Annotated in this window: 21 protein-coding genes; 13 read left to right on the forward strand and 8 right to left on the reverse strand. The window is 68.5% G+C overall.

What is annotated here, in order from left to right:
- Window positions 1-61: 61 nt before the first annotated feature.
- From OG558_RS00985 to OG558_RS01015, 7 genes are all read left to right on the forward strand, one after another.
- Window positions 62-1,099, forward strand: a complete 1,038-nt coding sequence (locus tag OG558_RS00985; protein WP_405068523.1) for an ABC transporter ATP-binding protein — start codon at window positions 62-64, stop codon at window positions 1,097-1,099.
- A complete protein-coding gene (locus OG558_RS00990; protein WP_405068524.1) occupies window positions 1,096-2,076 on the forward strand; it encodes an ABC transporter permease in 981 nt (326 codons plus the stop codon). Before OG558_RS00985 ends, OG558_RS00990 begins: the two co-directional genes overlap by 4 nt.
- 5 nt (window positions 2,077-2,081) lie before the next feature.
- Complete coding sequence (locus tag OG558_RS00995; protein WP_405068525.1) at window positions 2,082-3,110, forward strand: ABC transporter permease; 1,029 nt, start codon at window positions 2,082-2,084, stop codon at window positions 3,108-3,110.
- A complete protein-coding gene (locus tag OG558_RS01000; RefSeq protein WP_405068526.1) occupies window positions 3,107-4,105 on the forward strand; it encodes an ABC transporter ATP-binding protein in 999 nt (332 codons plus the stop codon). Before OG558_RS00995 ends, OG558_RS01000 begins: the two co-directional genes overlap by 4 nt.
- 91 nt (window positions 4,106-4,196) lie before the next feature.
- On the forward strand, window positions 4,197-5,573 hold the full coding sequence (locus OG558_RS01005; RefSeq protein WP_405068527.1) for a GH1 family beta-glucosidase: 1,377 nt from the start codon (window positions 4,197-4,199) through the stop codon (window positions 5,571-5,573).
- Between the two features lie 369 nt (window positions 5,574-5,942).
- Complete coding sequence (locus tag OG558_RS01010) at window positions 5,943-7,112, forward strand: NAD(P)/FAD-dependent oxidoreductase (protein ID WP_405068528.1); 1,170 nt, start codon at window positions 5,943-5,945, stop codon at window positions 7,110-7,112.
- A 13-nt stretch (window positions 7,113-7,125) separates the two neighbouring features.
- On the forward strand, window positions 7,126-7,695 hold the full coding sequence (locus OG558_RS01015; RefSeq protein WP_405068529.1) for an OsmC family protein: 570 nt from the start codon (window positions 7,126-7,128) through the stop codon (window positions 7,693-7,695).
- Here the strand turns inward: OG558_RS01015 and OG558_RS01020 are convergent, their stop codons facing one another.
- Both OG558_RS01020 and OG558_RS01025 read right to left on the reverse strand, forming a co-directional pair.
- Window positions 7,696-9,252, reverse strand: coding sequence for an alpha/beta fold hydrolase (locus OG558_RS01020; protein ID WP_405068530.1), 1,557 nt, complete (start codon window positions 9,250-9,252; stop codon window positions 7,696-7,698).
- A 17-nt stretch (window positions 9,253-9,269) separates the two neighbouring features.
- Complete coding sequence (locus OG558_RS01025) at window positions 9,270-11,084, reverse strand: bifunctional metallophosphatase/5'-nucleotidase (RefSeq protein WP_405068531.1); 1,815 nt, start codon at window positions 11,082-11,084, stop codon at window positions 9,270-9,272.
- Between the two features lie 153 nt (window positions 11,085-11,237).
- Between OG558_RS01025 and OG558_RS01030 the strand changes: the two genes are divergently transcribed.
- Window positions 11,238-12,833, forward strand: coding sequence for a beta-N-acetylhexosaminidase (locus OG558_RS01030; protein WP_405068532.1), 1,596 nt, complete (start codon window positions 11,238-11,240; stop codon window positions 12,831-12,833).
- Between the two features lie 49 nt (window positions 12,834-12,882).
- On the opposite strand, the gene OG558_RS01035 is transcribed toward OG558_RS01030, so the two are convergent.
- From OG558_RS01035 to OG558_RS01055, 5 genes are read right to left on the reverse strand one after another with little or no spacing between them, the layout of a single operon-like run.
- Window positions 12,883-14,943 carry an NPCBM/NEW2 domain-containing protein gene (locus tag OG558_RS01035; protein WP_405068533.1) on the reverse strand — a complete coding sequence of 687 codons (2,061 nt, stop codon included), beginning with the start codon at window positions 14,941-14,943 and terminating at the stop codon, window positions 12,883-12,885.
- 32 nt (window positions 14,944-14,975) lie between these two features.
- Window positions 14,976-17,123 (reverse strand): alpha-galactosidase, encoded by a 2,148-nt coding sequence (locus OG558_RS01040; protein WP_405068534.1) that lies wholly within the window; start codon window positions 17,121-17,123, stop codon window positions 14,976-14,978.
- Window positions 17,120-17,941 (reverse strand): carbohydrate ABC transporter permease, encoded by an 822-nt coding sequence (locus OG558_RS01045; protein WP_328518729.1) that lies wholly within the window; start codon window positions 17,939-17,941, stop codon window positions 17,120-17,122. Before OG558_RS01045 ends, OG558_RS01040 begins: the two co-directional genes overlap by 4 nt.
- A complete protein-coding gene (locus tag OG558_RS01050) occupies window positions 17,938-18,888 on the reverse strand; it encodes a carbohydrate ABC transporter permease (RefSeq protein ID WP_405068535.1) in 951 nt (316 codons plus the stop codon). Before OG558_RS01050 ends, OG558_RS01045 begins: the two co-directional genes overlap by 4 nt.
- The gene (locus tag OG558_RS01055; RefSeq protein ID WP_405068536.1) at window positions 18,885-20,168 is read right to left on the reverse strand and encodes an extracellular solute-binding protein; all 1,284 of its coding nucleotides are present in this window, start codon (window positions 20,166-20,168) and stop codon (window positions 18,885-18,887) included. The genes OG558_RS01050 and OG558_RS01055 overlap by 4 nt, the downstream gene beginning before the upstream one ends.
- A gap of 213 nt (window positions 20,169-20,381) precedes the next feature.
- On the opposite strand from OG558_RS01055, the gene OG558_RS01060 reads away from it, so the two are divergent.
- Genes OG558_RS01060 through OG558_RS01075 form a run of 4 tightly spaced genes read left to right on the forward strand, consistent with a single transcriptional unit; the run spans window position 20,382 to window position 23,780 of the window.
- Window positions 20,382-21,104: an SDR family NAD(P)-dependent oxidoreductase gene (locus OG558_RS01060; RefSeq protein ID WP_405068537.1), complete on the forward strand. Its 723-nt coding sequence runs from the start codon at window positions 20,382-20,384 to the stop codon at window positions 21,102-21,104.
- Entirely contained in the window at window positions 21,101-21,838 is a 738-nt protein-coding gene (locus OG558_RS01065) for a FadR/GntR family transcriptional regulator (protein WP_328518725.1), read from the forward strand. The genes OG558_RS01060 and OG558_RS01065 overlap by 4 nt, the downstream gene beginning before the upstream one ends.
- The gene (dgoD, locus tag OG558_RS01070) at window positions 21,835-22,980 is read left to right on the forward strand and encodes a galactonate dehydratase (protein WP_405068538.1); all 1,146 of its coding nucleotides are present in this window, start codon (window positions 21,835-21,837) and stop codon (window positions 22,978-22,980) included. The genes OG558_RS01065 and dgoD overlap by 4 nt, the downstream gene beginning before the upstream one ends.
- A complete protein-coding gene (locus OG558_RS01075) occupies window positions 22,974-23,780 on the forward strand; it encodes a hypothetical protein (RefSeq protein WP_405068539.1) in 807 nt (268 codons plus the stop codon). Before dgoD ends, OG558_RS01075 begins: the two co-directional genes overlap by 7 nt.
- 2 nt (window positions 23,781-23,782) lie before the next feature.
- On the opposite strand, the gene OG558_RS01080 is transcribed toward OG558_RS01075, so the two are convergent.
- Window positions 23,783-25,585 (reverse strand): exo-alpha-sialidase, encoded by a 1,803-nt coding sequence (locus OG558_RS01080; RefSeq protein WP_405068540.1) that lies wholly within the window; start codon window positions 25,583-25,585, stop codon window positions 23,783-23,785.
- Window positions 25,586-25,668: 83 nt separating this feature from the next.
- Between OG558_RS01080 and OG558_RS01085 the strand changes: the two genes are divergently transcribed.
- Window positions 25,669-26,289 carry a bifunctional 4-hydroxy-2-oxoglutarate aldolase/2-dehydro-3-deoxy-phosphogluconate aldolase gene (locus tag OG558_RS01085; protein ID WP_405068541.1) on the forward strand — a complete coding sequence of 207 codons (621 nt, stop codon included), beginning with the start codon at window positions 25,669-25,671 and terminating at the stop codon, window positions 26,287-26,289.
- Window positions 26,290-26,396: the final 107 nt, after the last annotated feature.

Consider the following 26,396-nt stretch of genomic DNA (forward strand, 5'->3'; position numbering starts at 1 on the left):
ACCGCGGCGCCGGGAGTTCACGCTCCCGGCGCCGCGGTGCCACGACAGGAGACCCGAATCCATGACGGTGACCGACACCGAGGTGGTCCTCGAGGCCGACGGCCTCACCAAGCATTTCCCAGTACGGCGGGGAGTCCGCGACCTGCTCAGCCGCGATCGCAAGGCAGTCCACGCGGTGGACGACATCAAGCTCACCCTGCGCCGGGGCCGCGTGACCGCACTGGTCGGCGAGTCCGGTTCGGGCAAGTCGACCGTCGCCCGGCTGATGGCCCAGTTGTACGGACGGACGTCCGGTGACATCCGGCTGCACGGCGAGTCCGTCACGGTCCACGGCGGCCGCAGGTTCCGCGCGTACTGCCGTCGGGTGCAGATGATCTTCCAGGACCCGTTCGCCTCGCTGAACCCGACGCACACCGTGCGGTACCACCTGACCCGGTCGCTGAGGATCCACGGCCGGGCGGGCGATCTCGAGGAGAACCTCCGCGACCTGCTGGTCCAGGTGCAGCTCACCCCGCCGGAGCGCTACCTCGACAAGTTCCCGCACGAACTGTCCGGCGGACAGCGTCAGCGCGTCTCGATCGCCCGTGCCCTCGGCGCCGACCCGGAGGCGCTGCTCGCGGACGAGCCGGTGTCGATGCTCGACGTGTCGATCCGGCTCGGCGTACTGAACCTGCTGCGCGACCTCAAGGAACGGCTCAACCTGGCCATCCTCTACATCACCCACGACATCGCGTCGGCCCGCTACTTCGCCGACGAGACGCTGGTGATGTACGCCGGCCGGCTGGTCGAGGGCGGCGACTCGGAGACCGTCACCCAGAACCCGGCGCATCCCTACACCCGCTTGCTGATCGAGAGCGCCCCGGACCCCGATCGTCTGGACCGGGTCGGAGATCTGCGCGCACCGGAGGACCAGGGCAGCGGCGAGCCGCCGAGCCTGATCGCACCGCCGTCCGGTTGCCGCTTCCACCCGCGCTGCGTGCACGCGATGCCGAAGTGCTCGACCGAACTCCCGCCCCGCTTCGACCTGCCGGCCAACCATGACGACACCCAGGGCCACTGGGCCGCGTGCTGGCTCTACGAGGAAGGAGCGGCCAAGTGAGGTTCCTCCTGCAACGGATCGCCTTCTACCTCTTCACCGCGTGGGCCGCGCTCACCATCAACTTCTTCATCCCGCGGCTGATCCCGGGCGACCCGGTCACCTCGCTGATCAACAAGTTCCAGGGCCAGATGAGCACCGAGGCGATCAACTCGCTGTACGTGCTGTTCGGCCTGGACAAGAATGCCTCGCTCTGGAGCCAGTACGTCGACTACTGGGGACAGGTGCTCCACGGCGACCTCGGGTTGTCGTTCACCTTCTTCCCCACCCCGGTCTCGGAGATCCTTCGGCAGAGCCTGCCGTGGACGATCGCGCTGGTCGGCATCACGACGTTCGCCAGCTTCATGATCGGTACGTCGCTCGGCGTCCTGGCGGGTTGGCGCCGCGGCTCCTGGCTGGACGGGCTGTTGCCCGCGACAACCTTCCTGTCGTCGATCCCGTACTTCTGGCTGGGCCTGCTGGCGATCACGCTGCTGGCCGGTCCGGGCAGCTTCTTCCCGTCGTCGGGCGGTTACGAGCCCGGCCTGGTGCCGTCCTGGGACAGCCAGTTCATCGGCAGTGCGATCCAGCACAGTCTGCTGCCCGCCGTCACGATCCTGATCTCGTCGGTCAGCGGCTGGATCCTCAGCATGCGGAACATGCTTGTGACCGTCGCTTCCGAGGACTACATCACCGTTGCCCATGCCAAGGGTCTGCCCGAGCGCCGGGTGATGGTCGGCTACGCCGCCCGGAACGCGCTGCTGCCGAGCGTCTCCGGCTTCGCGCTGTCGCTCGGCTTCATCGTCGGCGGCACGCTGCTGGTGGAGATCGTCTTCTCCTACCCGGGCATCGGCTACAACCTGTTCCAGGCCGTCGGCGCGAAGGACTACCCGCTGATGCAGGGCGTGTTCCTGGTGATCACGCTGTCCGTGCTCGTCGCCAACCTGATGGCCGACATCGCCTACCTGCTGCTCGACCCGCGCACCCGGAAGGAGGGCTGATCACAGTGTCAGCACCCGCCAGCACCATCACCGCGGTCACGCCGGGAGGTCCCGAGGTCGCCGCCGCACCGGCGAAGCGCCGCCGGTTGCGCTTCGTCGCCAACCCCAAGGCCGCCACCGGCCTGATCGTGCTCGCGTTCTTCTGCCTGATCGCCATCACCGGCCCGTGGATCGCGCCGTACGACCCGTCCGCCCGCAGCAGCGACCTGATCCAGCCGCCGTCCGGCAAGCACTGGTTCGGGACGACGCACCTCGGGCAGGACATCTTCAGCCAGGTCCTGGTCGGCACCCGCGGCGTGATGTTCGTCGGCCTGCTGGCCGGAATCGTGGCGACCGCGTTGTCGATCCTGATCGGTGTCAGCGCGGGCTTCCTCGGCGGTGCCGCTGACGAGAGTCTGTCGGCGCTGTCGAACGTCTTCCTGGTGATCCCGGCATTGCCGCTGATCATCATCGTTGCCTCGACCATCCCTTCGGCCGGCGATCTCATGGTTGCCTTGGTCATCGGGTTCACCTCGTGGGCCTGGGGCGCGCGAGTGCTGCGCGCGCAGACGCTGTCGTTGCGACGGCGCGACTACGTCGAGGCCGCGCGGGCGACCGGTGAGAGCACCTGGCGGATCATCACCGCCGAGATCATGCCGAACCTGACCGCGATCATCGCCTCCGGGTTCGTCGGCACGGTCATCTTCGCGGTGATGTCCGAGATCACGCTGGCCTTCATCGGCATCTCCACGATCTCCGAATGGAACTGGGGAACGATCCTGTTCTGGGCGCAAAGCCAGCAGGCCCTGGCTCAGGGTGCCTGGTGGTGGTTCGTCCCGGCCGGTCTCGCGATCGCGATCCTCGGTACGGCGCTGTCGCTGATCAACTTCGGGATCGACGAGTTCGTCAGTCCGCGGTTGCGCAGCAGTGGCCACACCCGGGTGAAGACCACGGACGGCCACTCGGTCCGGATGCGGGTCGGGTTCACCCCGGTCCTGTCGTCCAAAGATGCGCCTGCGACTCCCGTCGTACGCCGGAAGGAGGACGCGGCATGAGAGAGCCGGTGCTGGAGATCAAGAACTTCCACGTCGACTACGGTCTCGGCGATCAGGCGGTGCAGGCGGTCCGCGATGTCACGCTGACGCTGCATCGCGGCGAGGTGCTCGGGCTGGCCGGCGAGAGCGGCAGCGGCAAGTCGACGCTGGCGTACGGCGTGACGCGACTGCTGCCACCACCTGGCGTGATCAGCGGGGGCTCGGTGATCTACCACCCGCCGACCGGCGACGCGTACGACGTGATGGCGCTGACGGACCCGGAGTTGCGGAAGTTCCGCTGGGCCGAGACGTCGATCGTGTTCCAGGGCGCGATGAACTCGCTGAACCCGGTGCACAAGGTCTCGACCCAGATGCTCGACGTGATCAAGGCGCACGAACCGCAGTTGAGTCCGCAGGGACGGGTCGCCCGGGCGAAGGAGATGCTCAAGCTCGTCGGCATCTCCGCCGACCGGATGGACGCGTACCCGCATCAGCTGTCCGGCGGCATGCGGCAGCGCGTGATGATCGGGATGGCGCTCGTACTCGAGCCGCAGATCGTCATCATGGACGAGCCGACCACCGCGCTCGACGTGGTCATGCAGCGGCAGATCCTGGCCCAGCTGGTCGAGCTGCGCGAGCGGCTCGGGTTCTCGGTTCTGTTCATCACGCACGACCTCTCGCTGCTGGTCGAGTTCTCCGACCGGATCGCGATCATGTACGGCGGCCGGATCGTCGAGGAGGCGCGCTCGGCGGACCTGTACAAGGACTCGTTGCATCCTTACAGCGAAGGGCTGCTCAAGTCCTTCCCAGCCCTGCGCGGTGCCCGCAAGGAGCTGGCCGGGATCCCTGGTTCGCCACCCGACCTGCGCGGGATGCCGTCCGGCTGTGCGTTCCACCCGCGCTGCCCGCACGCCTTCGACCGTTGCTCGACCGACATCCCGCTGCTGGGAATCCCGTCGGCGCGCAACGACCCCAGCCGGTCCGTCGCCTGCTGGCTCCCCGGCCGCGTCGGCTGACCCCACCCCTTACGTCCGAAGATCCGTGGCCTATTGCCCTCGATTCTTCGGACGTAAGCTCTTATCACTTCTCGCAGGGAGATCGTTGAGTATGAGCACTGCATTTGTGGCGGGGCTGCCGGGTGGGTTTCGGTGGGGGGTCGCCACGTCGGCGTACCAGATCGAGGGTGCCATCGACGCCGACGGCCGGACGCCGTCGATCTGGGACACCTACTGCCGGGTGCCGGGCGCGATCGACAACGGCGACACCGGGGATGTCGCCTGCGACCACTACCACCGGATGCCGGCCGATGTCGCCCTGATCAAGGACCTCGGGTTCGACACCTACCGGTTCTCGGTCGCGTGGCCGCGGGTGCAGCCGCGCGGCAGGGGTCCGGTGAACCCGGCCGGGATCGCGTTCTACGACCGGCTCGTCGACGAGCTGCTTGCCCAGGGCATCGATCCGTGGGTGACGGTGTACCACTGGGATCTGCCGCAGGAGCTCGAGGACGCCGGCGGCTGGCCGGTGCGCGACACGGCGTACCGGTTCGCGGACTACTCGATGATGGTGTTCGACGCGCTGAAGGATCGGGTCGACACCTGGACCACGCTGAACGAGCCCTGGTGCTCGGCGATGCTCGGCTACGCGTACGGCGCTCATGCGCCGGGGCGACGCGATTACCCGGCGGCGCTGGCAGCCGTTCATCACCTGCTGCTCGGGCACGGATTGGCGACGTCCCGCATACGCGAGGCAGCGCCGCGCAAGCTCGACATCGGGATCACACTGAACGTGGCGACGGCGTACCCGGCTTCGGATGCGGAGCCGGATGTCGAGGCGGCGCGCCGTGCGGACGGGTTGGGACGACGCATCTACCTCGACCCGCTCGTCTTCGGCCGCTACCCCGCCGACGTGGTCGCCGACCTGGCCCGCGAAGGTGTCGAGCTCCCGGTGCTCGACGGCGATCTGGACATCATCTCGGCGCCGATCGACGTACTCGGGGTGAACTACTACTTCAGCCAGAAGTTCACCGGCTACGCCGAGGACGGCAGCACGGTGGACGCGGACGGGCTGCCGATCAGCCGCACGCTCCCGTTGGACAAGCCCCGCACGGCGATGGATTGGGAGATCGTCCCCGAAGGCTTCACCGACCTCCTCGTCGGCATCGCCCGCGACTACCCGGGCCTCCCGATGGTCATCACCGAGAACGGCTCCGCCTTCGAGGACGTCCCCGACGCCACCGGTTTCGTCGACGACACCGACCGTACGGCGTACTTCGCCTCCCACCTCGCCGCCGTTGCCGAAGCCATCCGCCAGGGCGCCGACATCCGCGGCTACCTGGCCTGGTCCCTGATGGACAACTTCGAATGGGCCTACGGCTACGTCAAACGCTTCGGCATCGTCCGCGTCGACTACGAGACCCAGACCCGCACCCCGAAGGCGAGCGCCGTGTACCTCAAGGACCTCGCGGCACAGCACCGAGCCCGATAGCCCGGGCCATCGGCACCCACAACCCCGGAGGAGAACCGGGGCCTCGGACAGGAACCGGGGACCTGGGACACCGCACAGCCCCACAACCTGTCCCAGGTCCCCACGGACTGTCCCACGGCCCGGTGACCGGCTGAGGTCCGCCCAGGCAGCCGGTCTGTGGAAACTAATGTGCACCAGGCGACGGTTTCTTTCCCCAAAGACGCGGCCGTGGGATCGGCGAGACCTCACTCGGTAGTCCGGCGGCCGGGCGGTGGAAATGTGGAGAAGTCGTGGAGATTCGGCCTCCATCCGGACTCCACGTCCTCTCCAAGCTTCGGATGACCAACGCGGCGCAGAGTCGTCCCATCGGGGTGGAGATGGGGGCGGCAGATGTACGACGTTGTGGTGGTTGGGGCACGGTGTGCCGGGGCGGCGACCGCGAGGTTGCTGGCGGGGATGGGTCACGACGTCCTCATGGTCGACAAGACGCGACTGCCGAGCGACACGCTGTCGACGCACGGACTCATCCGTGGCGGCGTCGTCCAACTGTCCCGCTGGGGTCTGCTCGATCGCGTCCTCGACAGCGGCGCGCCGGCGATCACGCAGGTGCGGTTCGACATCGAGGGCGAGTCGAAGGTACGGCGGATCAAGCAGCGCGCCGGCGTGGACATGCTGGTCGCACCCCGTCGTCACGTGCTCGACGGTCTGCTGGCCGACGCGGCGGTGGAGGCAGGCGCAGAGCTCCGAACGGGGGTGACCGCGACCGGTCTGCTGCGATCGGACGATGGCCGGGTCGCCGGCATCGTAGGCCGGTCCGCGAACGGCGACCGCGTCGAACTGCCGGCCCGCGTGGTGGTCGGCGCGGACGGCCGCGGGTCGCGCATGGCGGGCTACTTCGGCGCCGAGACGCTGGAGCAGCACACCTCACCATGCGCGGTCTTCTACACCTATGTGACCGGTCTCCGATCGGACACCTACGAGTTCCACATCGCGCCCGATGCGTTCGCCGGCGTCTTCCCGACGCATGACGGTGCGGCGTGTGTCTGGCTGATCCGCCCGACCCCGCTGCTCGAACCGATCCGTACGGCGGGCTCGGCACGCGGCGCGGCGTTCGTCCAGCAGCTCGAACTGCTGGTGCCCGACCTCGGCCACCGAGTCCGCGCCGGCCGTATCACCGCACGACTGCGCGGAACCGCGGATCTTCCGAACTACCTGCGCCGGTCCCACGGCCCGGGGTGGGCGCTCGTCGGCGATGCCGGCTACCACCGCGATCCGATCACCGGGCACGGCATCACCGACGCGTTCCGCGATGCGGAGCTGCTGGCGACCGCCATCGACCGGAGCCTCGACGACCCCACGGTCGAGCGGACCGCGATGACGTCGTACCAGCAGACGCGGGATGCCATGGCACGCGAGGTCTTCGACCTGACCTGCGCGTTGACCGCCTTCCCACCGCCGAACCGCTTCGTGGAGCTGCAACTCCAGCTCAGCGACGCACTCGAACGCGAGGCCGACGCGTTGGCCTCGTTTCCCGGACTCACAGCAAACCTTGCTGCCTGAAAGGAAGAGCATCATGACCGCAACCACGACCGACAGCCATCGGAACGGAGTCGACACCGCCACGTTGTTCGCGACACTCGACGCCGTCAAGGCCCAGCCGGAGATCGCCCGCTTCCAGTTCCGCGCCACCAACCGGTGGATCAGCGGCACGCACAACCGCGGCACGATCAACGGGTTCTACGGAGCCGGACAGGAGAACACCCGTCCCGCCGACTTCACCTTCGACGCCGACCACCCGCCGGTACTGGTCGGCGGCGACAACGGCCCGACGCCGGCCGAGCACCTGCTGCACGCGCTGGCCGCCTGCCTCACCAGCGGGCTGGCGAACATCGCCGCGGCGCGCGGGATCACCCTCGAGGAGGTCACCTCGACGGTCGAGGGCGACATCAACCTGCTCGGCATCCTCGGCCTCGACCCGGACGTCCGCAACGGGTACGAAGCGATCCGGGTCGTCTTCCACGTCAAGGGCGACGCCGAGGCGCAGAAGCTGAAGGCCCTGGTCGAGCAGTCCATGAACCGCTCGGCGGTGTACGACGTGATCACGCACGGCGTCCCGGTGTCGATCGACGTCGCCACCGCTTGATCACAGCGCCCGGAACACCGCCTGTGGCTCGACGCCACCGATCACGTGCTCGCCGGCGTACTCCGTCACGACACCGGAGCCGGCGAGCAGGTCGCGCACCGCCGACGTCAGCCACACCGATCCCGGCGCCGCCTGGTCGGCCAGTGCGATCGCGGTCAGTACGCCGTACGCGTCGAGCTCGGTCTCGTCACGCGGAACCTCGGCGATGGCGACACCGAGCCTGGCCACTGCGTGAAGCTGAGCGAGGCCGGCCCGCACCGCCGTCGCCGGACCGTCGAACAGCACCACGACCCGGCCGTCCGGACCCGAGCACCGACGACCGCCCGCCGCGACCAGACCGTCCGCGACCTCGTCGGCGCGTGGCCCGGCCGGCGCGACGACGGCGGCGAGGGCGGACGGGCGAGGCTCTGCCGCGGGCAGCTCGTGCAGGAACCGCTCGATCGCGTCGAGGATCTGATCGGGATCGCCGGAGACGAAGTGGTCCTCGCCCTCGATGAGTTCGAGCCGGGCACCGGGAATGCGCTCCGCGAGGTACCGGGCGCCGGCGGGATCGATGAGCGCGTCGCCCAGCCGGTGGAGCACCAGGGTCGGGACCCGTACGGCGGGCAGCGCGTCCCGGACGTCCACGAGTGCGTTCATGTTCATCAGCGCCCGGACCGTCGACGGCGTCGCCGCGGCCCGCATGCGTTGCCCCCACCACCGCTGCATCGGCTCGTCCGCGGACGGGCAGCGCATCCGCATGTCCGCCTCCCAATCCCAGCGGCTGACGAGTTCCTCGGCGTAAGCGGCCCAGACTTCCTCCTTCTGCGCGCAGGGATAGTCCTCCGACCAGGCTCGCTTGGCATACGTCCCGTACAGCACGAGCCCGGCGACGCGTTCGGGGTGGGCTGCGGCGCACAGGATCGCCATCGGCCCGCCCTCCGAGTACCCGACGAGCACCGCGCGCTCCGAACCGACGGCATCCATCACGGACAGGACGTCGTGCATCCGGGTCTCGACGTCCGGCAGACCGGACGGCCGGTCCGACATCCCGGTCCCGCGCTTGTCGAACCGGATCAACCGGCCGAACGACCCCAGCCGATGCAGGAAGTGCGCGTGCCGCGGGTCGCCCCAGTCCAGCTCGAGGTGGGACACGAACCCCGAGATCAGCACGATGTCGAGCGGACCGCCACCGGTCACCTGGTAGGCGATGTGGAGCCCGTCGCTGACGGTGTACCGGATCGGCTCGGCCGCCCGGAGCACCGCCCGCGCCTCGACCGGCGCGACGAACCGGTAGCCCCGGCCGTGCTGGGTCCGGATCATCCGCTGACTGTGGCCGTCGTCGCCGAGCGCCCGCCGGACCTGCTTGATCCGGCTGGTGACGGCCGTATCGCTGACGAAACGGCCGCCCCAGACCCCGTCCATCAGTTCCTCTTTCGGAACCACCCGATCACGGTGCGAGACAAGATAGGCCAGCACATCGAACGCCTGGGGCTCCAACGGCACCGGAACACCGCCCCGCCGCACCTCGAAAAGGGCCGGGTCGAACTCCAGATCGCCGCCGAACGCGAGCACCACACATCGACTATGACGCGTCAGCCCTTCTGCGTCACCCGGTTGAGCGGTGCCGGCGTCACGGTCTTGTGGGCCTTCAGGTACGCCGCGAACGTCTCATGGTCGGTGTTGTTGCGGACGGGGTCGGTGTAGGCCTTGAAGGCCGAGTAGCCGTCGGCGCCGATCACTGTGTAGGCGAGGGCGGCGACGCGGTAGGTCTTGGCCGGGTCGAGTGCGGTGCTGTCGATCTCCACGTCGGCGGGATCGATGCGGTCGCCGACCGGCCGGCTTGCGTCGAAGGCGTAGGTGACATTGCCGGACAGCGCGAGCGGCGCGAACTTCACCGTCCCGTTGGTCTGCGTTTGCCACTGCTGCTCCAGTACGGCGTCCAATTGGGCGCCGGTGAGGCTCACGGTCAGCACCGGGTTGCCGTAGCCGTACGCGTCCCACGACTCGCCGAGCATGACTCGTCCGTCGGCGTCGCCCAGTTTGTTGCTGTTGGCAACCAGAAGGTCGCCGCGCAGTGCGGTGGATCCGACGGCGGGCTTGGCCGCGATCAGGCCGAGGTCCGCGCTGCCGTTCTGCCGGGCGGTCCACAGATGTACGTCGGCGGCCAGGTCGGCCAGGGTGCTCTCGCCTTGGGCGTTGGCGGTCCGGGTGAAGTCGCCGGTGACGGTCGCGACGGGTTCGGCGTACTTGCGATCTCCGGCGGCGGCCCAGTAGTCGACGATCTGCTGGATCTTCGGGTCCGGCGTGACGACGCGGGTGACGGCGTGGTTGGTCGACGTGGTCTGTTCGCGCAGTACCTCACCGGTCCGGCCGTCGAGCTGCAGGTTGATCTCGTTGATCAGCCGGCCGTGGTTCGCGGCCTCGACCACCGGGCGCGGGTTGCCGTCCGGGTCCGGGATGCTGCAGTTGAACGCGGCGTGCCAGTGGCCGGTGACGATGGCGTCGATCTGCGGCGTCACCTTGCGGGCGAGGTCGATCGCGGGACCACTCGGGTTGATGCAGTTGTCGTACGTCGCCGACGCGTCGGTGCCACCGTCGTGCATGTTCAGCACGATCGCCTTCACACCCAGCTTGGTCAGCTCGGCCGCCGCGCGGTTCGCCGACTCGACCGGGTCGAGCGCCTTCAGGTCCGGCTGGTACGACGTGGAGCCGACCGGCGTGTCCGGGACAGTCATCCCGATGAAGCCGATCGGGTACGCGCGACCGTGATCGCGGACCCAACGGATCGTGTACGGCGCGACGATCGTGCGGCCCTTGGCGTCGACGATGTTGGCCGACTGGAACTCGAAGTTCGCCCCGTGGAACCGGTGGCCGGTCGAGTCGGTGAAGCAGCTGTCCACGCCGATCGTCCCGAAGCACTTGCCCTTGGTCATGTGGTCGACCAGGAAGCTCTTCGACACGTCCAGCTCGTGGTTGCCGACGCTGGAGAACTCGACCCCGAGCGCGTTCAGCACCTCGATCGTCGGCTCGTCCGCGTGCGCGTCGACCTCGAACGGCCAGCCGGAGAAGTTGTCCCCGTCGGCGAAGAAGATCGAGTTCTGGTGACCGGCCCGGATGTCCTTCAGATGGGTAGCCAGGTACGCCGCACCGCCGACGACCTGCGTGGTCCCGTCGGGCCCGGCGATGGTCCCGCCGTCGGCCGGCGACGGCGGCCGCAGGTATCCGTGGAAATCGGTGATCGACACCAGCTGCACCGGCACCGAGGTGGTTGCGGCCGCACTGTCCGGCTGCGACGGGTTGGCGGCCTGGGCGGCCGCGGGGGCCAGGCCGGCCGCTGGTGCCAGGGTGGCTGTCAGTAGGGCCGCGAGACCGGCGGCGAGGGCGCGGGGGCGGCGAACTTTGCGCACAATTGTCTCCTCAGCTGTCCAAACAAGCAGTTCTCGACAGGATGAGAGTGCCCGACAATGAACGCGATGTCACTATCAAACGGCGAGTCGGCAAAGTCAGAAAGAATCCGCCGAGCGGTACCCCGATGCGCTCTGCTGCCGCAAACTCTCCTCATGACCCTTCCCGTAATCCCTGCACCCGCGACCGAAACCAGTCCGGATGGGACCTTCGTCGTCCGCGACGATGTCGCCGTCGTCGCGCAGTCGGCCGAGCTCAGCGAGGTGGCCGCACGCTTCGTCGACGACGTCCAGGCCGACGCCGGGTTCACGCTGGCCGGCAATCCCGGTATCACCGTCATGATCGACACGGCCGGCCTCGAGGAGGTCGCGCCCGTCGCCGGCCTGCGGGCCGACGGCAACGAGGACGCCGACGAACGCTACGGGCTCGAGGTCGCCGGCGACGGCGTACGCGTCTGGGGTGCTACGGCGGAGGGCGTGCATCGCGGGCTGACCACGCTCCGGCAGCTCATCGCTGCGCACGCACACGACGGTACGGCGGTGCTGCCGGCCACCCGCATCATCGACGGGCCCCGGTTTGCGTGGCGCGGGTTGTCGCTGGACGTCGTACGAACGTTCCACGCACCCGACGAGGTTCGCCGGGTCATCGACATGCTCTCGCTGTACAAGCTCAACGTGCTGCACCTGCACCTCACCGATGACCAGGGCTGGCGGGTCGAGGTGCCGTCGCGACCGATGCTGACCGAGGTCGGCGCGAAGGGCGCGGTTGGCGACCGGGCGGGCGGCTACTACACGCGGGACGAGCTCGCGGAGCTGGTTGCGTACGCCGCCGAGCGGTTCGTGACGGTGGTCCCGGAGATCGATATGCCCGGGCACACGACCGCGGTGTTCAGCGCGTACCCCGAGCTGGCGCCGGCCGAGCTGCGGTCGGTCGATCTCGGCGATGGAACCAGCATCCCGCTCAACACCTTCGAACCGGAGCGGCCGGAGATCTGGGCGTTCGTCGAGGATGTGCTGGATGCGGTCATCCCGCAGTTCCCGCAGAGCGCGTATGTGCACATCGGTGGGGACGAGGCGTGGGGGATGCCGGATGAGGCGCACGCGGCGTTCGTGGAGCGGGCCGCTGCTCTCGTCCGCGAGCGCGGGAAGCGGGTGGTGGGGTGGCAGGAGATCGCCCGCGCTGCCATCAGCTCCGACGAGGTCGTGCAGTACTGGCTCGAGCCGCGCCAGCTCGAGTCACTCGACGGTGACGCCAGCTCGATGGTGCCGTCGGACCTGTTGCCGGTCCTGGTCGAGCACATGAAGAAGGCTGCGCAGGATGTCCCGCGGGCGATCGCCCACGGATCCCGCCTGATCATGTCGCCCACGAGTCGCCTCTACTTCGACTGCCCACACGCGGAGCCGTCCTCCGACCCCGCCCAGGAAGAGCTGCGACGGCGCGTCGGTCTCCCCTTCTACACGCCGGTGTCGATCCGCGGCGGCATCGACTGGGACCCGCTCGAGGTCACCCCGGAAGTCACGTCCGACACCCAGATCGCCGGCGTAGAAGCCGCCATCTGGTGCGAGACCATCACCAGCCAAGAAGACCTGGAGTTCATGCTCCTCCCCCGCCTCCCCGGCGCCGCCGAGAAAGCCTGGTCCCCGAACCCCACCGACTGGCCGGACTACGCCACCCGCCTGTCGCACCAGTCCCCCACCTGGCGCAGCCGCGAATGGACCTGGTTCAAGTCGGTCGAGATCGACTGGTCCTAGCTATGAGGAGGGGCGGACCGATCGCCGGCCTGCCCCTCCTCAGCAGAACTCAGCAGGTAACGGTCGGGGCCGCCCAGTCCGCACGGTCGTTGTAGCCACCGTCGCCCGCGTCGCCGACGACGAGGTCGAGGACACGTACGCCGGTCAGGTCCACGTCGACCTGCTTCGGGGTGAACCGGTCGACGACACCGCTGTCGTACAGCACCTTGCCGTCACCGACGACCTGGAACGTCGAGGTCCCGCCTTCCGGCCCGACGTTGCTGACCACATCGTCGATCCCGACGGTCCCGGTCAGCCGCGAGCACGACTTCCCGAGGTAGTAGCGAATGAGCGACGGCGACGCGACCCCGATACCGGTCGGGTACGTCTGCCCGACGAGCTTGATCGGGTTGCCGCCACCGACGCTCTCGTCCACGGTCGGCGACATCCAGCCGCTGGTCGCGCTGATCCACTGATGATGCGAGAGCGGGACGATCCCGACCGGTGGCGCCGGCGCGACCACGACCGGTGACACAGTCGTCTGCCGCTGCACGCCGTACCCGATCGTCTGGTACGACGTCGACGCGGTGAGGCTCGCGGATCCGGGCGCGGCACCGGCCGGCAGCTTCACGGTGAATGCGAAGGTCGCCTGCTTGCCACTGGCAATGAGAGCCGGGGCGTTGGACAACGGCTTCACGGTCCACCCAGTGCCACCCGCAACCGTCACGGCCGGCTCGAACACAGGTGTCGTTCCGTCGTTGCGGACGGCAACCTCAACGGTCAGCTCGTCGCCACCGGCAACCACCGGCGCGACGCCCTCGGCCTGTGCGTCCGCGCCGACCTTCGTCACCTGCGGGATCCCGGCGGTGACGTGCGGGATCCCCGGCACGCCGGTAGCGGGCTGGACCCGGAAGAGCGCGGTTCCGTGGGCCGGGACCGCCGCACTGATCGTGCCGGCGCTCTCGGTCACCTTGTCGGTCCACGCGTTCTTCAGGGTGAACCGCGATCCGCTCAGACCGACCGCGGCCGCCGTCGTGGTGAGCGTCTTCGCGCTGTCGCCACGGTTCAGCAGCACGACGGCACGGCTGCCGTCGGCGAGCCGCTTCACCCAGGTCTCCGTCGTCCCCGCGGCACCGACCCGGACAGCCTGAACCGCGGCCCGGTCCTGGTTGACCGCGAGTACGTCGGGATCGGTCAGCATGCGGATCGTCGTCGCACTGAGCTTGCGGATGTCGCTGCCGACCACGAGCGGTGCCGCCGCGACGGCCCACAGCGTGAACTGCGTGCGGAACTCCTCGTCGGTCATCCCGAGCTCGGGCGCCAGGTAGTCCGGGTCGCTGAACGCACCCGGCTTGACGACCTCGGGGTGCCGCGCGTTCGCGTCGTAGTTCCGCAGTACGTCCTTGAACTTGATGTCGCCCTGGAAGCCGACGTCGGTGTAGGTCCGCCACGACTGCGCGATGTCCGGCGCGTAGGTCCAGGAGTTGATCGACTGCTGCGACTCCGGGTAGTTGCCCCAGTCGGGCGAGGTGACCGGGTTGCACAGGTTGAAGATCATCGGCCGGTGGCTCGCGTTGTTGCGCAGCGCGTGCGCGAACTCGGTGAACACGGTCTTCGGGTCCAGGTTGGCCGCGATACCGCACAGGTAGTCGACCTTCACCGCGTCGAAGCCCCACGCGGCGAACTGGTCCGCGTCGCGCTGGTAGTAGCCGCCGCTGCCGAGACCGCACCTGCCCGGGATGTACGGACCGGCGTCGGTGTAGATGCCGGCCTTCAGACCCTTGCTGTGGATGTAGTCGACGACCGGCTTGAGCCCGTCCGGGAACTTGGCCGGGTTGGGCTGCAGGTCACCGGCGTCGCTGCGCGACTGGTCGGCCTGCCAGCCACCGTCGAGCCAGACGATGTCGTAGCCGGCCTTCGCCAGTCCGCGACTCACCAGCGAGTCGGCGACCGACTTGATCGTGTCCGCGGTGAAGTCGCCGCCGAGACCGTAGTACGTGTTCCAGCCCATGTACGGCGTCGGGCTGAGCACGGGCGCAGCGGTTGGGGTTGCTGTGGCTGAGGTTGTGGTGACAGCGAGCGAAGCGGTCACCAGGACCGCCGCGATCACCCCACCGAGGAGTCGCTTCATCTGTTGTCCTTTGCTGCCGTTGAGCGGAGCGGTCAGTCGAGTGCTTCGACGACCAGGCAGTTCGAGTCGGTCGAGCCGTCCCAGCGGACGCCGACCTGCAGCAGATAGCTGCCCGGGTGGACCTCGTCTCCCACCCGGTAGTTCTTCGCGGGATCCAGCTGGACGAGCGGCACGCGTCGCGGCCTGGTCGGCAACGTCCCGCGCACGTTGCCGTCACCCGTCTCCCACAGGAACACCACGGATCGCGTCGTACCGACGTACTGGACACCGGCCGGCAGTCCGTAGACCTTGCTATCGGCAACCAAGTCGCGGATGCCCTTGTACTGCTCGATGTGCCGCGCGGCGGTCGCCAGCTGCTCGTCGTTCCAGCGCGACAGGTCGGCGCCGATGCCGAGTACGCCGGCCATCGCGACGTGGAAGCGGAAGTCGAGGGACCGTTCGCGGCCGTCATGGGTGCCGACGGCATCGGTCACCCACGAGCTCATCAGATGGGGCGCGAAGCCGGTCCGGAACCCCTGCTGGATCCTGAGCCGATCCAGCGGGGCGGTGTTGTCGCTCGGCCAGAGCGTGTCGACCCGCGCGGCCATCCCGAGGTCGACGCGGGCGCCGCCGCCCGCGCATCCCTCGACGTACACGTCCGGATGCTCGGCTCGGAGCCGGTCGAGGATCGCGTACAGGTTCGCGACGACGCGTCCGTCGAGATCGCGCCGCTGGTCGCCGGCGTCGAGCCGCGGCCGGTTGGCGTCCCACTTCAGATACCTGATCCGGTACGACGACAGCAGCCGGTCGAGCGTGGTCCAGATGAAGTCGGCGACATCGTCACGGCTGAGGTCGAGCAGGAGCTGGTTGCGGATGAGGACGGGATCGCGGCCGGGAGTGCGCAAGATCCATTCGGGATGCTTCGCGGCCAGCTCCGACGTCGGACTCACCGATTCGGGCTCCACCCAGAGCCCGAAGTCGAGCCCGATCTCCTTCAACTGCGCGATGAAGGCGTCGAGCCCATCCGGGAACTCGGCTGGGTCGACGTCCCAGTCCCCGAGCCCGCCGGTGTCATCCGACCGCCCGACGAACCACCCGTCGTCCACCACGAACGTCTCGACCCCGATACTCGCGGCACGCCGCGCGAGCTCGAGCTGATGGTCCGCGCGGATGTCGAACTCGGTCGCGAACCACGAGTTGTAGAGCACCTTCGGCGTGAGCTTCCGCGACAACGATCGCTCGTAGTCGTGGAAGACGCGCGCGAGCCCATCGGTCCCCTCCGCGCTACACGCGCCCACCGCCTTCGGCGACACCCAGGTTTCCCCAGGCGCCAGCCTGATCCCCAGACTCGACGAAACCCGACCGGCCTGGATCCGCAGCAGCCCGGTGGTGTCCACGTCCGCGGTCATGTCCCATGACCCGGACCACGCCAGCTGCACGCCGTACGCCGTACTGCCGTCGTCGACTGCCATGAACGGTGAGTAGGAATGCCCCGTGATCCCCTGCGCGCTCCCGATGGTGAATCGCCCTCGCTCGAGCGACACCTCACTCTGCTGGAACTCGCTGTTCCACTCGCCCCACAAGTACCTCACTGTTGCCCCGCCGGACGTCGGAACCACAAACCCCGCGGAGTCGTGCCGATGCAGCGTCAGCTCGTCAGCGCCGTCGTTGTGCACCGAAACCCAGCGCTCGACCACGTCCAGCCCGGCCGGGACACGGTAGTGCAAAACCAACCGGAGCCCGCGCAGCGCGTCCACGAACGTAAGCTCCAGCCCACTCACCCCGTCCCCAGCCCCATCCCCGCCCTCGTCCTTTGCCCCGCCCTCGCCATTTGAAGGGAGAGCCTGTCGAGTTGTCGGTTCTCCCCCCGAAATACCAGCGGATAACGGGCGAGTCCGAGGGTTATCCCATGAAATGGCCGAGCGGTTGGCGGTGGTGAAGGTCGGCCGGAGTTCGTCGGAGCCGTCGGGGCCGCTCACCACCAGGTCGACCGGCGCGGCATAGCGGACACCGCGTACGGCGTACTCCAAGGGCTCCACGTCGGCGCGCGGCAGAAAGTGTTCGGTGCCTACCGGAGCAACAACTGACGGGCCGTCGGCAACCGCATGGGGGCCCCAGGCAATCAGCTGCGCCCACTGGCCGTGGTCTGGGACGCCCACCACATAGGAGGTGGTTGCGCCGCGGAGGGTCCAGGTCTTCACTTGACCGCCCCGATCGCCAGCCCACCGACGAAGTGTTTCTGGAAGCGGAGGAAGACGGCGACCGTGGGGACGGCCGCGATGACGGTGCCGGCGGCAATCACGTTCCAGGACGAGACGAAGAGCCCTTGGAGACCGAGCAACGCCGGCGTGACAGGCATCTTCTCGCCGGAGCGGATCACCGTGATCGACCACAGCAGATCGTTGAAGATCCACGTGAAGGACAACGCACCAAGGGCAGCCAGAGCGGGTCGGGTCAGCGGGAGGATCACGCTCGCGTAGATCTTCCCCGGCCCGGCCCCATCGATCGTCGCCGCCTCCTGGATCTCCCGCGGCAGATCCCGCATGAACCCGTGCAGCACGAACGTGTAGAACCCGAGCCCGAAGCCGACATGCACGGCGATCAGCGCGATCAGCGTGTCGTAGTACCCGATCAGCTCCACGAACCGCGAGATCGGGATCAGCAGGATCTGCGGCGGCAGCAGGTTCCCCATCAACATCAGCAACAGGATCGTCCGCCGGAACGGGATGCTGTACCGCGCCAGCCCGTACGCCGCGATCGACGCCAGCCCCAGACTCAGGATCACCGCCGGAATCGTCACCAGCAGACTGTTGATCAGGGCCCGGAACTCGTCCGCGTCCTCCCACGCCGACTTGTACGTCGAGAACGTGAACGAATGCGGGAGCGACCCCAGCCCGTTCGCCGCGACATCGTCGAAGCTGCGGAACGAGATCACGATCACCCACAGGATGGGCGCGATCCACAGGAACGACACGAGCCCCATCGCGACGTGGTATCCCGAGGTCCGCAGGCGGTTCATGTTTCCTCCCGGAAGGCGCGGATCAGGTAGCCGAGGATCACGGCCAGTGCGAGTACGAAGATCACCACGGCCAGCGCGGACGCGTAGCCCAGCTGGGTGGATTGGAACGCGGTCGAGTACATGTAGGTGCTCAGCAGTTCGGACGAGTGATACGGACCGCCCCTCGTCATCGACCAGACGATGTCGAAGGACCGCAGTGAGTCGATCACGATCACCGACAGGACCACGGAGTTCACGCCCTTGAGCTGCGGGATCGTGACGTACCTGGTCCGCTGCCACGCCGACGCGCCGTCCACCTTCGCGGCCTCGTACAACGCGGGGTCGACCGCCTTCAGTCCGGCCAGGTACAGCACCATCACGTACCCGATCTGACGCCACAGCGCCGGCACGATGACGGCGTACAACGCGGTGCCGGGATCGGCGAGCCACGGCCGGATGAAGTTGCCCAGGCCAACGGTCCGCAGGACGGTGTCGACCAGGCCGTCCGGTTGGTAGAACACCCGCCAGATCAGCGCGGTGACGACCAGCGAGAACACGACCGGAGTGAACAGCGCGGCCCGGTAGATGCCGACGCCGCGGCGCTCGCGCTGCAACAGCAGCGCCATCCCGAAGCCGCCGATCACACTCAGCCCACCGAACAGCACCAGCCAGATCGCCGTGTTCTTCAACGCGGTCCGGAAGATCGGATCCGACACCATGTCGCCAAAGTTGCCGAACCCAACGAACCGGGGAGCCGACAACCCGTCCCAGTTCGTCAATGACAACCAGAACCCCTGCAACGCCGGCCAGAACACCCAGATCGCTTCGATGACGAACGGCACCAGCACGAACGCCAGGATCAACGGCGACAGCCGCCGTGGTCCGGATCGCTTGGTACGGCGGGACGTACTCCCGCCGGTCCGTTGCCTGGACCGGCCGGGAGCCGTCTCTGTCACGGTGGACGTCACGCTTTGAAGACCTTCTGGGCCGCCGCCTGCCAGTCCTTCAGGATCTGGTCGATCTGGTCCGGCTTGTCGAGGAACTTGGTCAGGGCGGCGTCGGCGGTCGGCTGCAGGGCGTCGCTGGAGTCGCGGTTGAAGAACTGGGTCAGCTCCGCCGCGCTCTCGATCATCGCCTTGCCCTTCTTCACCAGCGCGGTGTCGGCCGACTTCCCGTCCGGGTTCGCGGGGATCGCCGTACCCGACGAGCTCTGCACGTAGATCTCCTGCGCCTCGGTCGTCGCCAGCCAGGTCATGAACTTCTTCACGCCATCGGGGTCCTTCGCCTTCTTCGACGCGAAGTACCCGTCCGTCGGCGCCTCTTCGGCCACCGGTACGGCGGGATCGATGATCGGGAACTGGAAGAAGTCGATGTCGTCCAGCGCGTCCTTCGGCGCCGAGTCGGCGAAGAACGTGCCGATCAGGAACATCCCGGTCTTGCCGGCCAGCAGCGCCGACGTCGCCTCCTGGAACGGGAACGACTTGCCCTTCGGGTCGAAGTACGGCAGCGCTTCGCGCCACTTGGTGAAGACCGCCTTGACCTTCGGGTCGGTGAAGTCGCCCTGGCCGGCGAGCAACTGCCGGTGGAACGGCGCGCCGTTGATCCGGATGTTCAGGTAGTCGAACCACGCGGACGCGACCCACGGGGTGTCGCCGAGACCGATGCCGATCGGCGGGATGCCCTTGCCCTGGATCGTCTTGCAGACCTGCAGGAACTCGGCCCAGGTCTTCGGCGGCGTCACGCCCCACTTGGCGAAGTTCGACTTCCGGTAGAACATGCCCCACCAGTAGTAGCTGGTCGGCACGAAGATCTTCTGGCCGGCGCTGCTGGTGGACAGCGTCTGCATCGACTTCGGGTAGTTACCCATGCTGTCCCACACGCTCGTGACGTCGAGCAGCAGGTCCTTCTTCGCGTACGAGTCCGCGACCGAGCCGGCGTACCAGGTGTAGACGTCCGGCGGGTTGGCCGAGGTCAGGTACGTCGGCAGCTGGGTCCGGAAGATCTCCGATGCGACCGTGTTCAGCTTGACCTGGGAACCGCCGGTTTTGTTGTACGCGGCAACGAGCTTCTCCATCGCGGCCTTGGCCTGTTCACTGGAGAGGTTCGACTGCAGCGAGAGCTCACCGGTCGCCGCGCCGCTGCTGCCCGAACTCTTCGTCGAGGTAGCGCACCCCGGCACCAGGGCCGCTGCCCCGAGCAGTCCGAGTCCCTTGAGGAAAGTCCGTCGATCTGCTGCCAGACCCGTCATGCCCAAACTCCTGACATCTGCTCGACCAGCGTGCCAGTCGAGTGAGTGGTGTGTTGCCGACGATCTTGCGGCGGAGGATCGCAGGTGTCAATATTAATTCGTAAATTACGACAAATCGCTTGACGAGACGGCGGCCTCACGGTCAACTGGTGCCTCGTTCATCGTTGGAATGCTCCGCCTTGCGTGCTTGGGTGGGAGTGGGAGGAGGCTCGGGTGCGGCTGGGTGGGCGGGTGATCGTGGTGACCGGGGCTGCGTCCGGGATCGGTGCCGCATGCGTGCAGCGGTTCCTGACCGAGGGCGCCTCGGTGGTGCAGGTCGACGTCCAGCCGTGCAAGGAGGTGCCGGGCCGGGCGATCGCCGTACTGGGTGATGTGTCGGCGCCGGACACCTGGGCCGAGGTGCGGTCGCGCGGTCGCGACGAGCTCGGCCCGATCGACGGACTCGTCAGCAACGCGGGCTTCGCCGATGTGAGACCGGCCCACGAGCTGCCGCCTCAGTCCTGGCAACGGCAGCTCGACGTCAACCTGACCGCCGCGTTCCTCGGGTTCCAGGCGTTGTACGACGACCTGGCGGCCGGCGCGGGGTCCGTCGTGCTGATGTCGTCGGTGCACGCTCTCGCCGGTCTGCCGGGACATCCGGCGTACGCGGCGACCAAGGGCGCCCTGGTCGCCCTCGGCCGCCAACTGGCCGTCGAGTACGGCGGCTCGATCCGGGTGAACACCGTGCTTCCGGGTCCGATCGAGACCGCGATGTGGGATCGCGTCGACGCCGAGGGCCGGGAACAGAGTGCACGGGCGACGGCGATCGGGCGGCTCGGGCAGCCGGACGAGGTGGCTCAGGTGGTGGCGTTCCTGCTGTCGGCGGAAGCGTCGTACGTGACGGCGGCCAGCCTGGTGGTCGATGGCGGATGGTCCGCGGCCAAGGACTCGGCATGAGGGAGAACGGTGTGACGGGGATCCAACGCGGCACGCGGGGACTGCACGGGCAGATCGTCGAGGTGATGGCGCAGCGCATCCTATCCGGGCAGATCCCGGAGGGCGCGACCATCAACGTGCCCGATCTGCAGGCCGACCTCGGTGTCAGCCTGACCGCGGTCCGGGAGGCCTTGAAGGTGCTGACCGCGAAAGGGCTCGTCGACGCGCGGCAGAAGCGCGGCACGTTCGTCCGGCCGCGCTCGGACTGGAACCTGCTGGACGCGGACATGATCCGCTGGCACTTCGACGACGACGTACGCCCGGAACTGCTCGAGGAACTGCACGAGGTGCGAGGGATCGTCGAGCCGGCCGCGGCCCGGCTGGCCGCGCTGCGGGCCGAGGAGTCGCACCTGGAGGCGCTGGACATCGCGATGGCTTCGATGGAGTCGGCCACGGATGACCGTGCCGCCGTCGCCGCGGACCTCGCCTTCCACCGCGCGTTGCTGGCGGCAACGGGGAACGAACTACTGACCAAGATGGAAGTGATCATGGAGACCGGCCTGGCCGATCGTGACCGCCTGGTGCACAAGGTGAAGCCGTCCGACGACCCGGTGCCGAGCCACCGGCGCGTGCTGGACGCCATCCGGGCGCACGATCCGGTCGCCGCCGAGGAAGCGATGCGGAAGCTGCTGGCGAAGGCGGCCGAGGACCTCACCGAGGTTCGCGGCTCTTCGCGTGGACGGCGGCGCCGGTGAAGATCGAGCGGATCGAGACATTCCTGGTCCCGCCACGCTGGCTGTTCTGCCGCGTCGAGACGAGTGACGGCGTCGTCGGCTGGGGCGAACCCGTCGTGGAGGGACGGGCCGAGGTCGTCCGGACCGCGATCGACACGTTGTCGGAGTACCTGATCGGCCAGGACCCGCTGCAGATCGAGCGGCACTGGCAGATGCTGACCAAGGGCGGCTTCTACCGCGGCGGCCCGGTGCTGAGCAGCGCGGTCGCCGGACTCGACCACGCCCTGTGGGACATCGCCGGCAAGGTGTACGGCGCTCCCGTCGCGGCACTGCTCGGTGGACGGGTGCGCGATCGGGTCCGCGTGTACGCCTGGGTCGGCGGCGACGAGCCGGCCGCCATCGGTGACGCGGTCGCCGAACAGGTCGCGGCCGGAATGACCGCGGTGAAGATGAACGGCAGCGGCCGGATCCAGCCCTCGCCATCCGTTGCTGAGATCAACGACATCGTGACTCGGCTGGCGGCTGCCCGGGACGCCATCGGTGACCACCGCGACGTGGCGATCGACTTGCACGGCCGCGTCGGCGTGGCCGGCGCGCGCCGGATCCTGCACGCCGTCGAGGACCTGCAGCCGTTCTTCGTCGAGGAGCCGGTGCTGCCGGAGCACATGACCCACCTGTCCGAGATCGTCAGCACGTCGACAGTCCCGGTGGCGCTGGGCGAGCGGCTCTACCATCGCGCGGAGTTCGTCGCGCCGCTGAACGCTGGTGTCGCGGTCGTCCAGCCTGATGTGTCCCATGCCGGCGGGATCTCCGAGCTCCGGCGGATCGCGGTGCTGGCGGACACTCATGGCGCGATGCTGGCCCCGCACTGTCCGCTCGGGCCGATCTCGCTGGCCGCGAGCCTGCAGGTGTCGTTCGCGACGCCGAACTTCCTGATCCAGGAACAGAGCCGCGGCATCCACTACAACGAATCGAGCGACCTGACGTCCTACCTGGTCGACCCGACGCCCTTCACCTGGGTCAACGGCCACGCCGAGTGGAATCCCTTGCCCGGCTTGGGAATCTCCATCGACGAGACGGCGGTCCGCGCTGCCGACAAGACCGGGCACACCTGGCGCAACCCGGTCTGGACCCACGAAGACGGCTCCTTCGCCGAATGGTGACCGAACAAGCCGCGGCCGGCCGGCAGGTGGCGATCGATCCGACCGACGGCGGCCGCTGGACATCCCTACACCTGGCCGGCCGCGAATGGCTCTGGTCCGGGCCGGGTCTGCTCTCCGGCCCCCGCGCCGGTCTCGCCACCTTCGTCGACGCCGGCGGTCTCGACGAATGCTTCCCGACTGTTCGCGGCACCCCTGACCACGGCGGCCTCTGGAACCAGCCCTGGGAAGGCACGGTCACCTATGGCGACGCCATCCTGACGCGGGCGTTCACCTCGGGCCCCGACACCGTCACCGCCGACTACAACCTGCAGGCACCGGCGGGCTACCGCTTCATCTGGGCAGCTCACGCATTGCTGGACTGCGCTTCCGGCGCCGTCATCGCAGCGCCTGCCGGGACCGAGTGCCGCCTCTACCCCGAGGCTGCACCGCTTTTGCCCGCTTGGCCCGACCACGCTCCTTGGGTCACAGCCGACTGGCCGACACCGCTCGACCTGACCGTCTACGGCCCGTCCGACGGGACCGCCGTCGGCGCCGTCCTGGTCGACTGCCCGACGGTCTCCGTCCGCGACCGCAGTGCCGAGCTCACGCTGACCTTGAGTTGCCCCGGGCAACCAGTGTCCACCGCGTTGTGGCGCAACCAGGCCGGCTTCCCTGCTGAGGCGCCGTACCGGAGTCTCGGGGTGGAGCCGATGCTGGGGCGCGCATTCGACCTGGCGTCCGCGGGACCGGAGGACGCGGCGGTGGTGCCCGCGAGCGGTGAGCTGGCCTGGCGGTTGACTGTGTCCGCCAGGCCAGTGTGATGTCACCCGAGCGGCAGATCGAGTGCGACGTTCGGCACCGTCGTGCTGTTGGTGGTGCGGATGCTGTTGATCTCGGTCGACGTGAGAGCCCGCTTGTAGATGCGGACCTCGTCCATCGACCCGTCGAAGTGATGCGCGCCGTCCAGCCGCTGGCCGACGTACATCTTGAACGGCCGGCCCGGGCTGACCGATCCGGCCGGTGCGGTGACGCTGGCGGCTTGAGTTCCGTCGACCCAGATGGAGAGCGCGCCGGCCTTGCGTTGCAACGCGACGTGGTGCCAGGCGTTGTCGTTGTAGGCCTTGGCCGTCTGCACGGACGCGGTGTTGCCGCCGGTGGTGATGAGGCCGCGGATCCGGCTGTCGGCCGGCTCGGCTCTGAGCCAGAACTGGGAGAACTCGTTGATCCCGTAACCCCAGAAGATGGCCTGGTTCGCCGTACTCGCGCCGTACTTGATCCAGGCCATCGCGGTGAAGTCCCCCGCGCCGACCGCGAGCGATTCGGCGAACGGCAACTGGATCGCATCGTCGACTCCATCGAGGTCACGAGCCTGGCCGAACTTCCCGGCGACCGACGTCGTCCCGCCGCGGAGGTAACTGTTGTTGCCGAACCCGGAGACGTCCGGCGTGGTCGTGCCGAGCGGTGCGTCCGGGTGGCCGATGTCGTTCTCGGTGAAGCGGGCGAAGCGGATCTGGTCGCGTGCGTCCACCGCACCGCCTTCGTACAGCAGACCGATCTCGCCGGTGTCGAGAATCGCCATGTCGGAGTAGCCGGACCAGTCACTGGTGATTCGAGTGCCGTCGGCAACGGACTGCCAGGTCTTGCCCTCGTCGAAGCTGGACCGGATCGTCATGTACCGGCGGCGGTCCGGGTCGGCCGGCGCGGCGAACAGGATCCGGTTGTACTTGTCGCCCTGGTCGATCGCGCGCAACCGTTGCAGCGATCCCTGCACCGTCGGCGTGGTCAGACCGGCGATCGTTGCGTACGGCGCCGCGTACGTCTGGCCGCCGTCGTTGCTGACCGCAAACATCCGGCTGACGCCGGAGGTCCCGGCGTTGTTGCGGGCACCGGCATAGATGCCGCCGTCAACCTTTTCGACGACACTGATCTCCTGCGGCGTTGCGTCGGAGCGCAGGTCGGTCGCACCCTTGTGCCAGGTCTCGCCATGGTCGTCGCTGTAGACGAGCTGGCCCGCGTTCACGCCGGCGCCGTTGTCGTAGTTGGTCCCGGCGACCAACCGACCGGCGTGCTCACCGCGGGTCAACTGGATGCCGTGCACCGGACCGGTCGCGTACCAGCCCCAGGCCGGGTCGTCGATCTGGTCACCGATGTTCCTGGCCCTGCTCCAGGTCTTCCCGTCGTCGTCACTGAACTGCGCGTACGGCGTTCGCGGGCGGCTCGTCGTACCTGGGTCCATCGTGGTGAGCAGCACGATCCGGCCGGTCTCGTAGTCGACGATCGGCGCGGGGTTGCCGCGGGTGGCGACCGCGTTGGGGTCGCTGTCGGTGCCGGACAGGACAGTTTGTGCCGCCGACCAGGTGCGGCCGTCGTCCTCGGACCGACGCATCACCAGGTCGATCTCCTGGGAGTCCGCGCACCAGGCACGTCGAGCCTCGGCGAAGGCGAGCAGCGTGCCGGCCTTGGTCTTCACGATCGCGGGGATGCGGTAGCAGCCGTAGCCGGCGTCACCCTTGTTGAACAGCACGGTCTGGGTGATGGCGGCCTGGGCCGGCGCGGAGGGAAGCGCCAGCCCGGCGGTGGCCAGGGCGAGGGCCTCCTGAAAGTAAACAACGGGGCGGTTGCTCACTTCGTTATTCAGCCACAAACCGGCGCCCTGGGCCAGAGCTCATGGGACGTCCTATGTCTGGATCGATCAAATAGGTTGGAGCCATGGATCTGCTTGCCGAACTGCGCGACCGCAAGATGCTCGCCATCATCCGCGCCGACGGGCCCGACACCGCGCTGGCGTGTGTCCGCATCCTCGTCGACGCCGGGATCACCGCGCTCGAGATCTCGCTGACCACGCCCGGTGCGGTGGACGCGATCGCCAAGGCGCGTGCCGAATACGACCCGAGCATCCTGATCGGCGCCGGCACCGTCATCACCGCCGCGCAAGCCGACGACGTCGCGGCAGCCCGCGCCGGCTTCGTCGTCACCCCAGCCATCACTCGCGGCGCGCACCGCAGCGTCGAACTCGGCCTGCCGCTCCTCTGCGGCGCCCTCACTCCCACCGAGGTCGTCGCCGCCCTCGACCTGGGCGCCACTGCGGTGAAGATCTTCCCCGCCAAGGTCTACGGCCCCGGCTACTTCCGCGAACTCCGCGCTCCCCTCCCCGACGCCCCGCTCATCGCGGTCGGCGGAGTCGACGCCGCAAGCGCCCCTGAGTACTTGGCTGCCGGCGCGCTGGCCGTCGGCGTAGGCTCGCCTCTCCTCGGCGACGCCGGCACCGGCGGTTCACTCTCCGAGCTGGCCACCCGCGCCGCCACCTTCCGCACCACCCTCGGCCTCTGACTCCCACACCCAACCTCGCCGCATCTCCTCACCCACCCGCACCCCCAGCCGACCCATCGCCACCCCTCCCGGCGGCCCGCAAGGCCGCCTGATCACCAGGAGTCCGA

The organism is Kribbella sp. NBC_01510, from assembly GCF_045040325.1.
In the GTDB taxonomy this organism is placed as follows: Bacteria; Actinomycetota; Actinomycetes; order Propionibacteriales; family Kribbellaceae; genus Kribbella.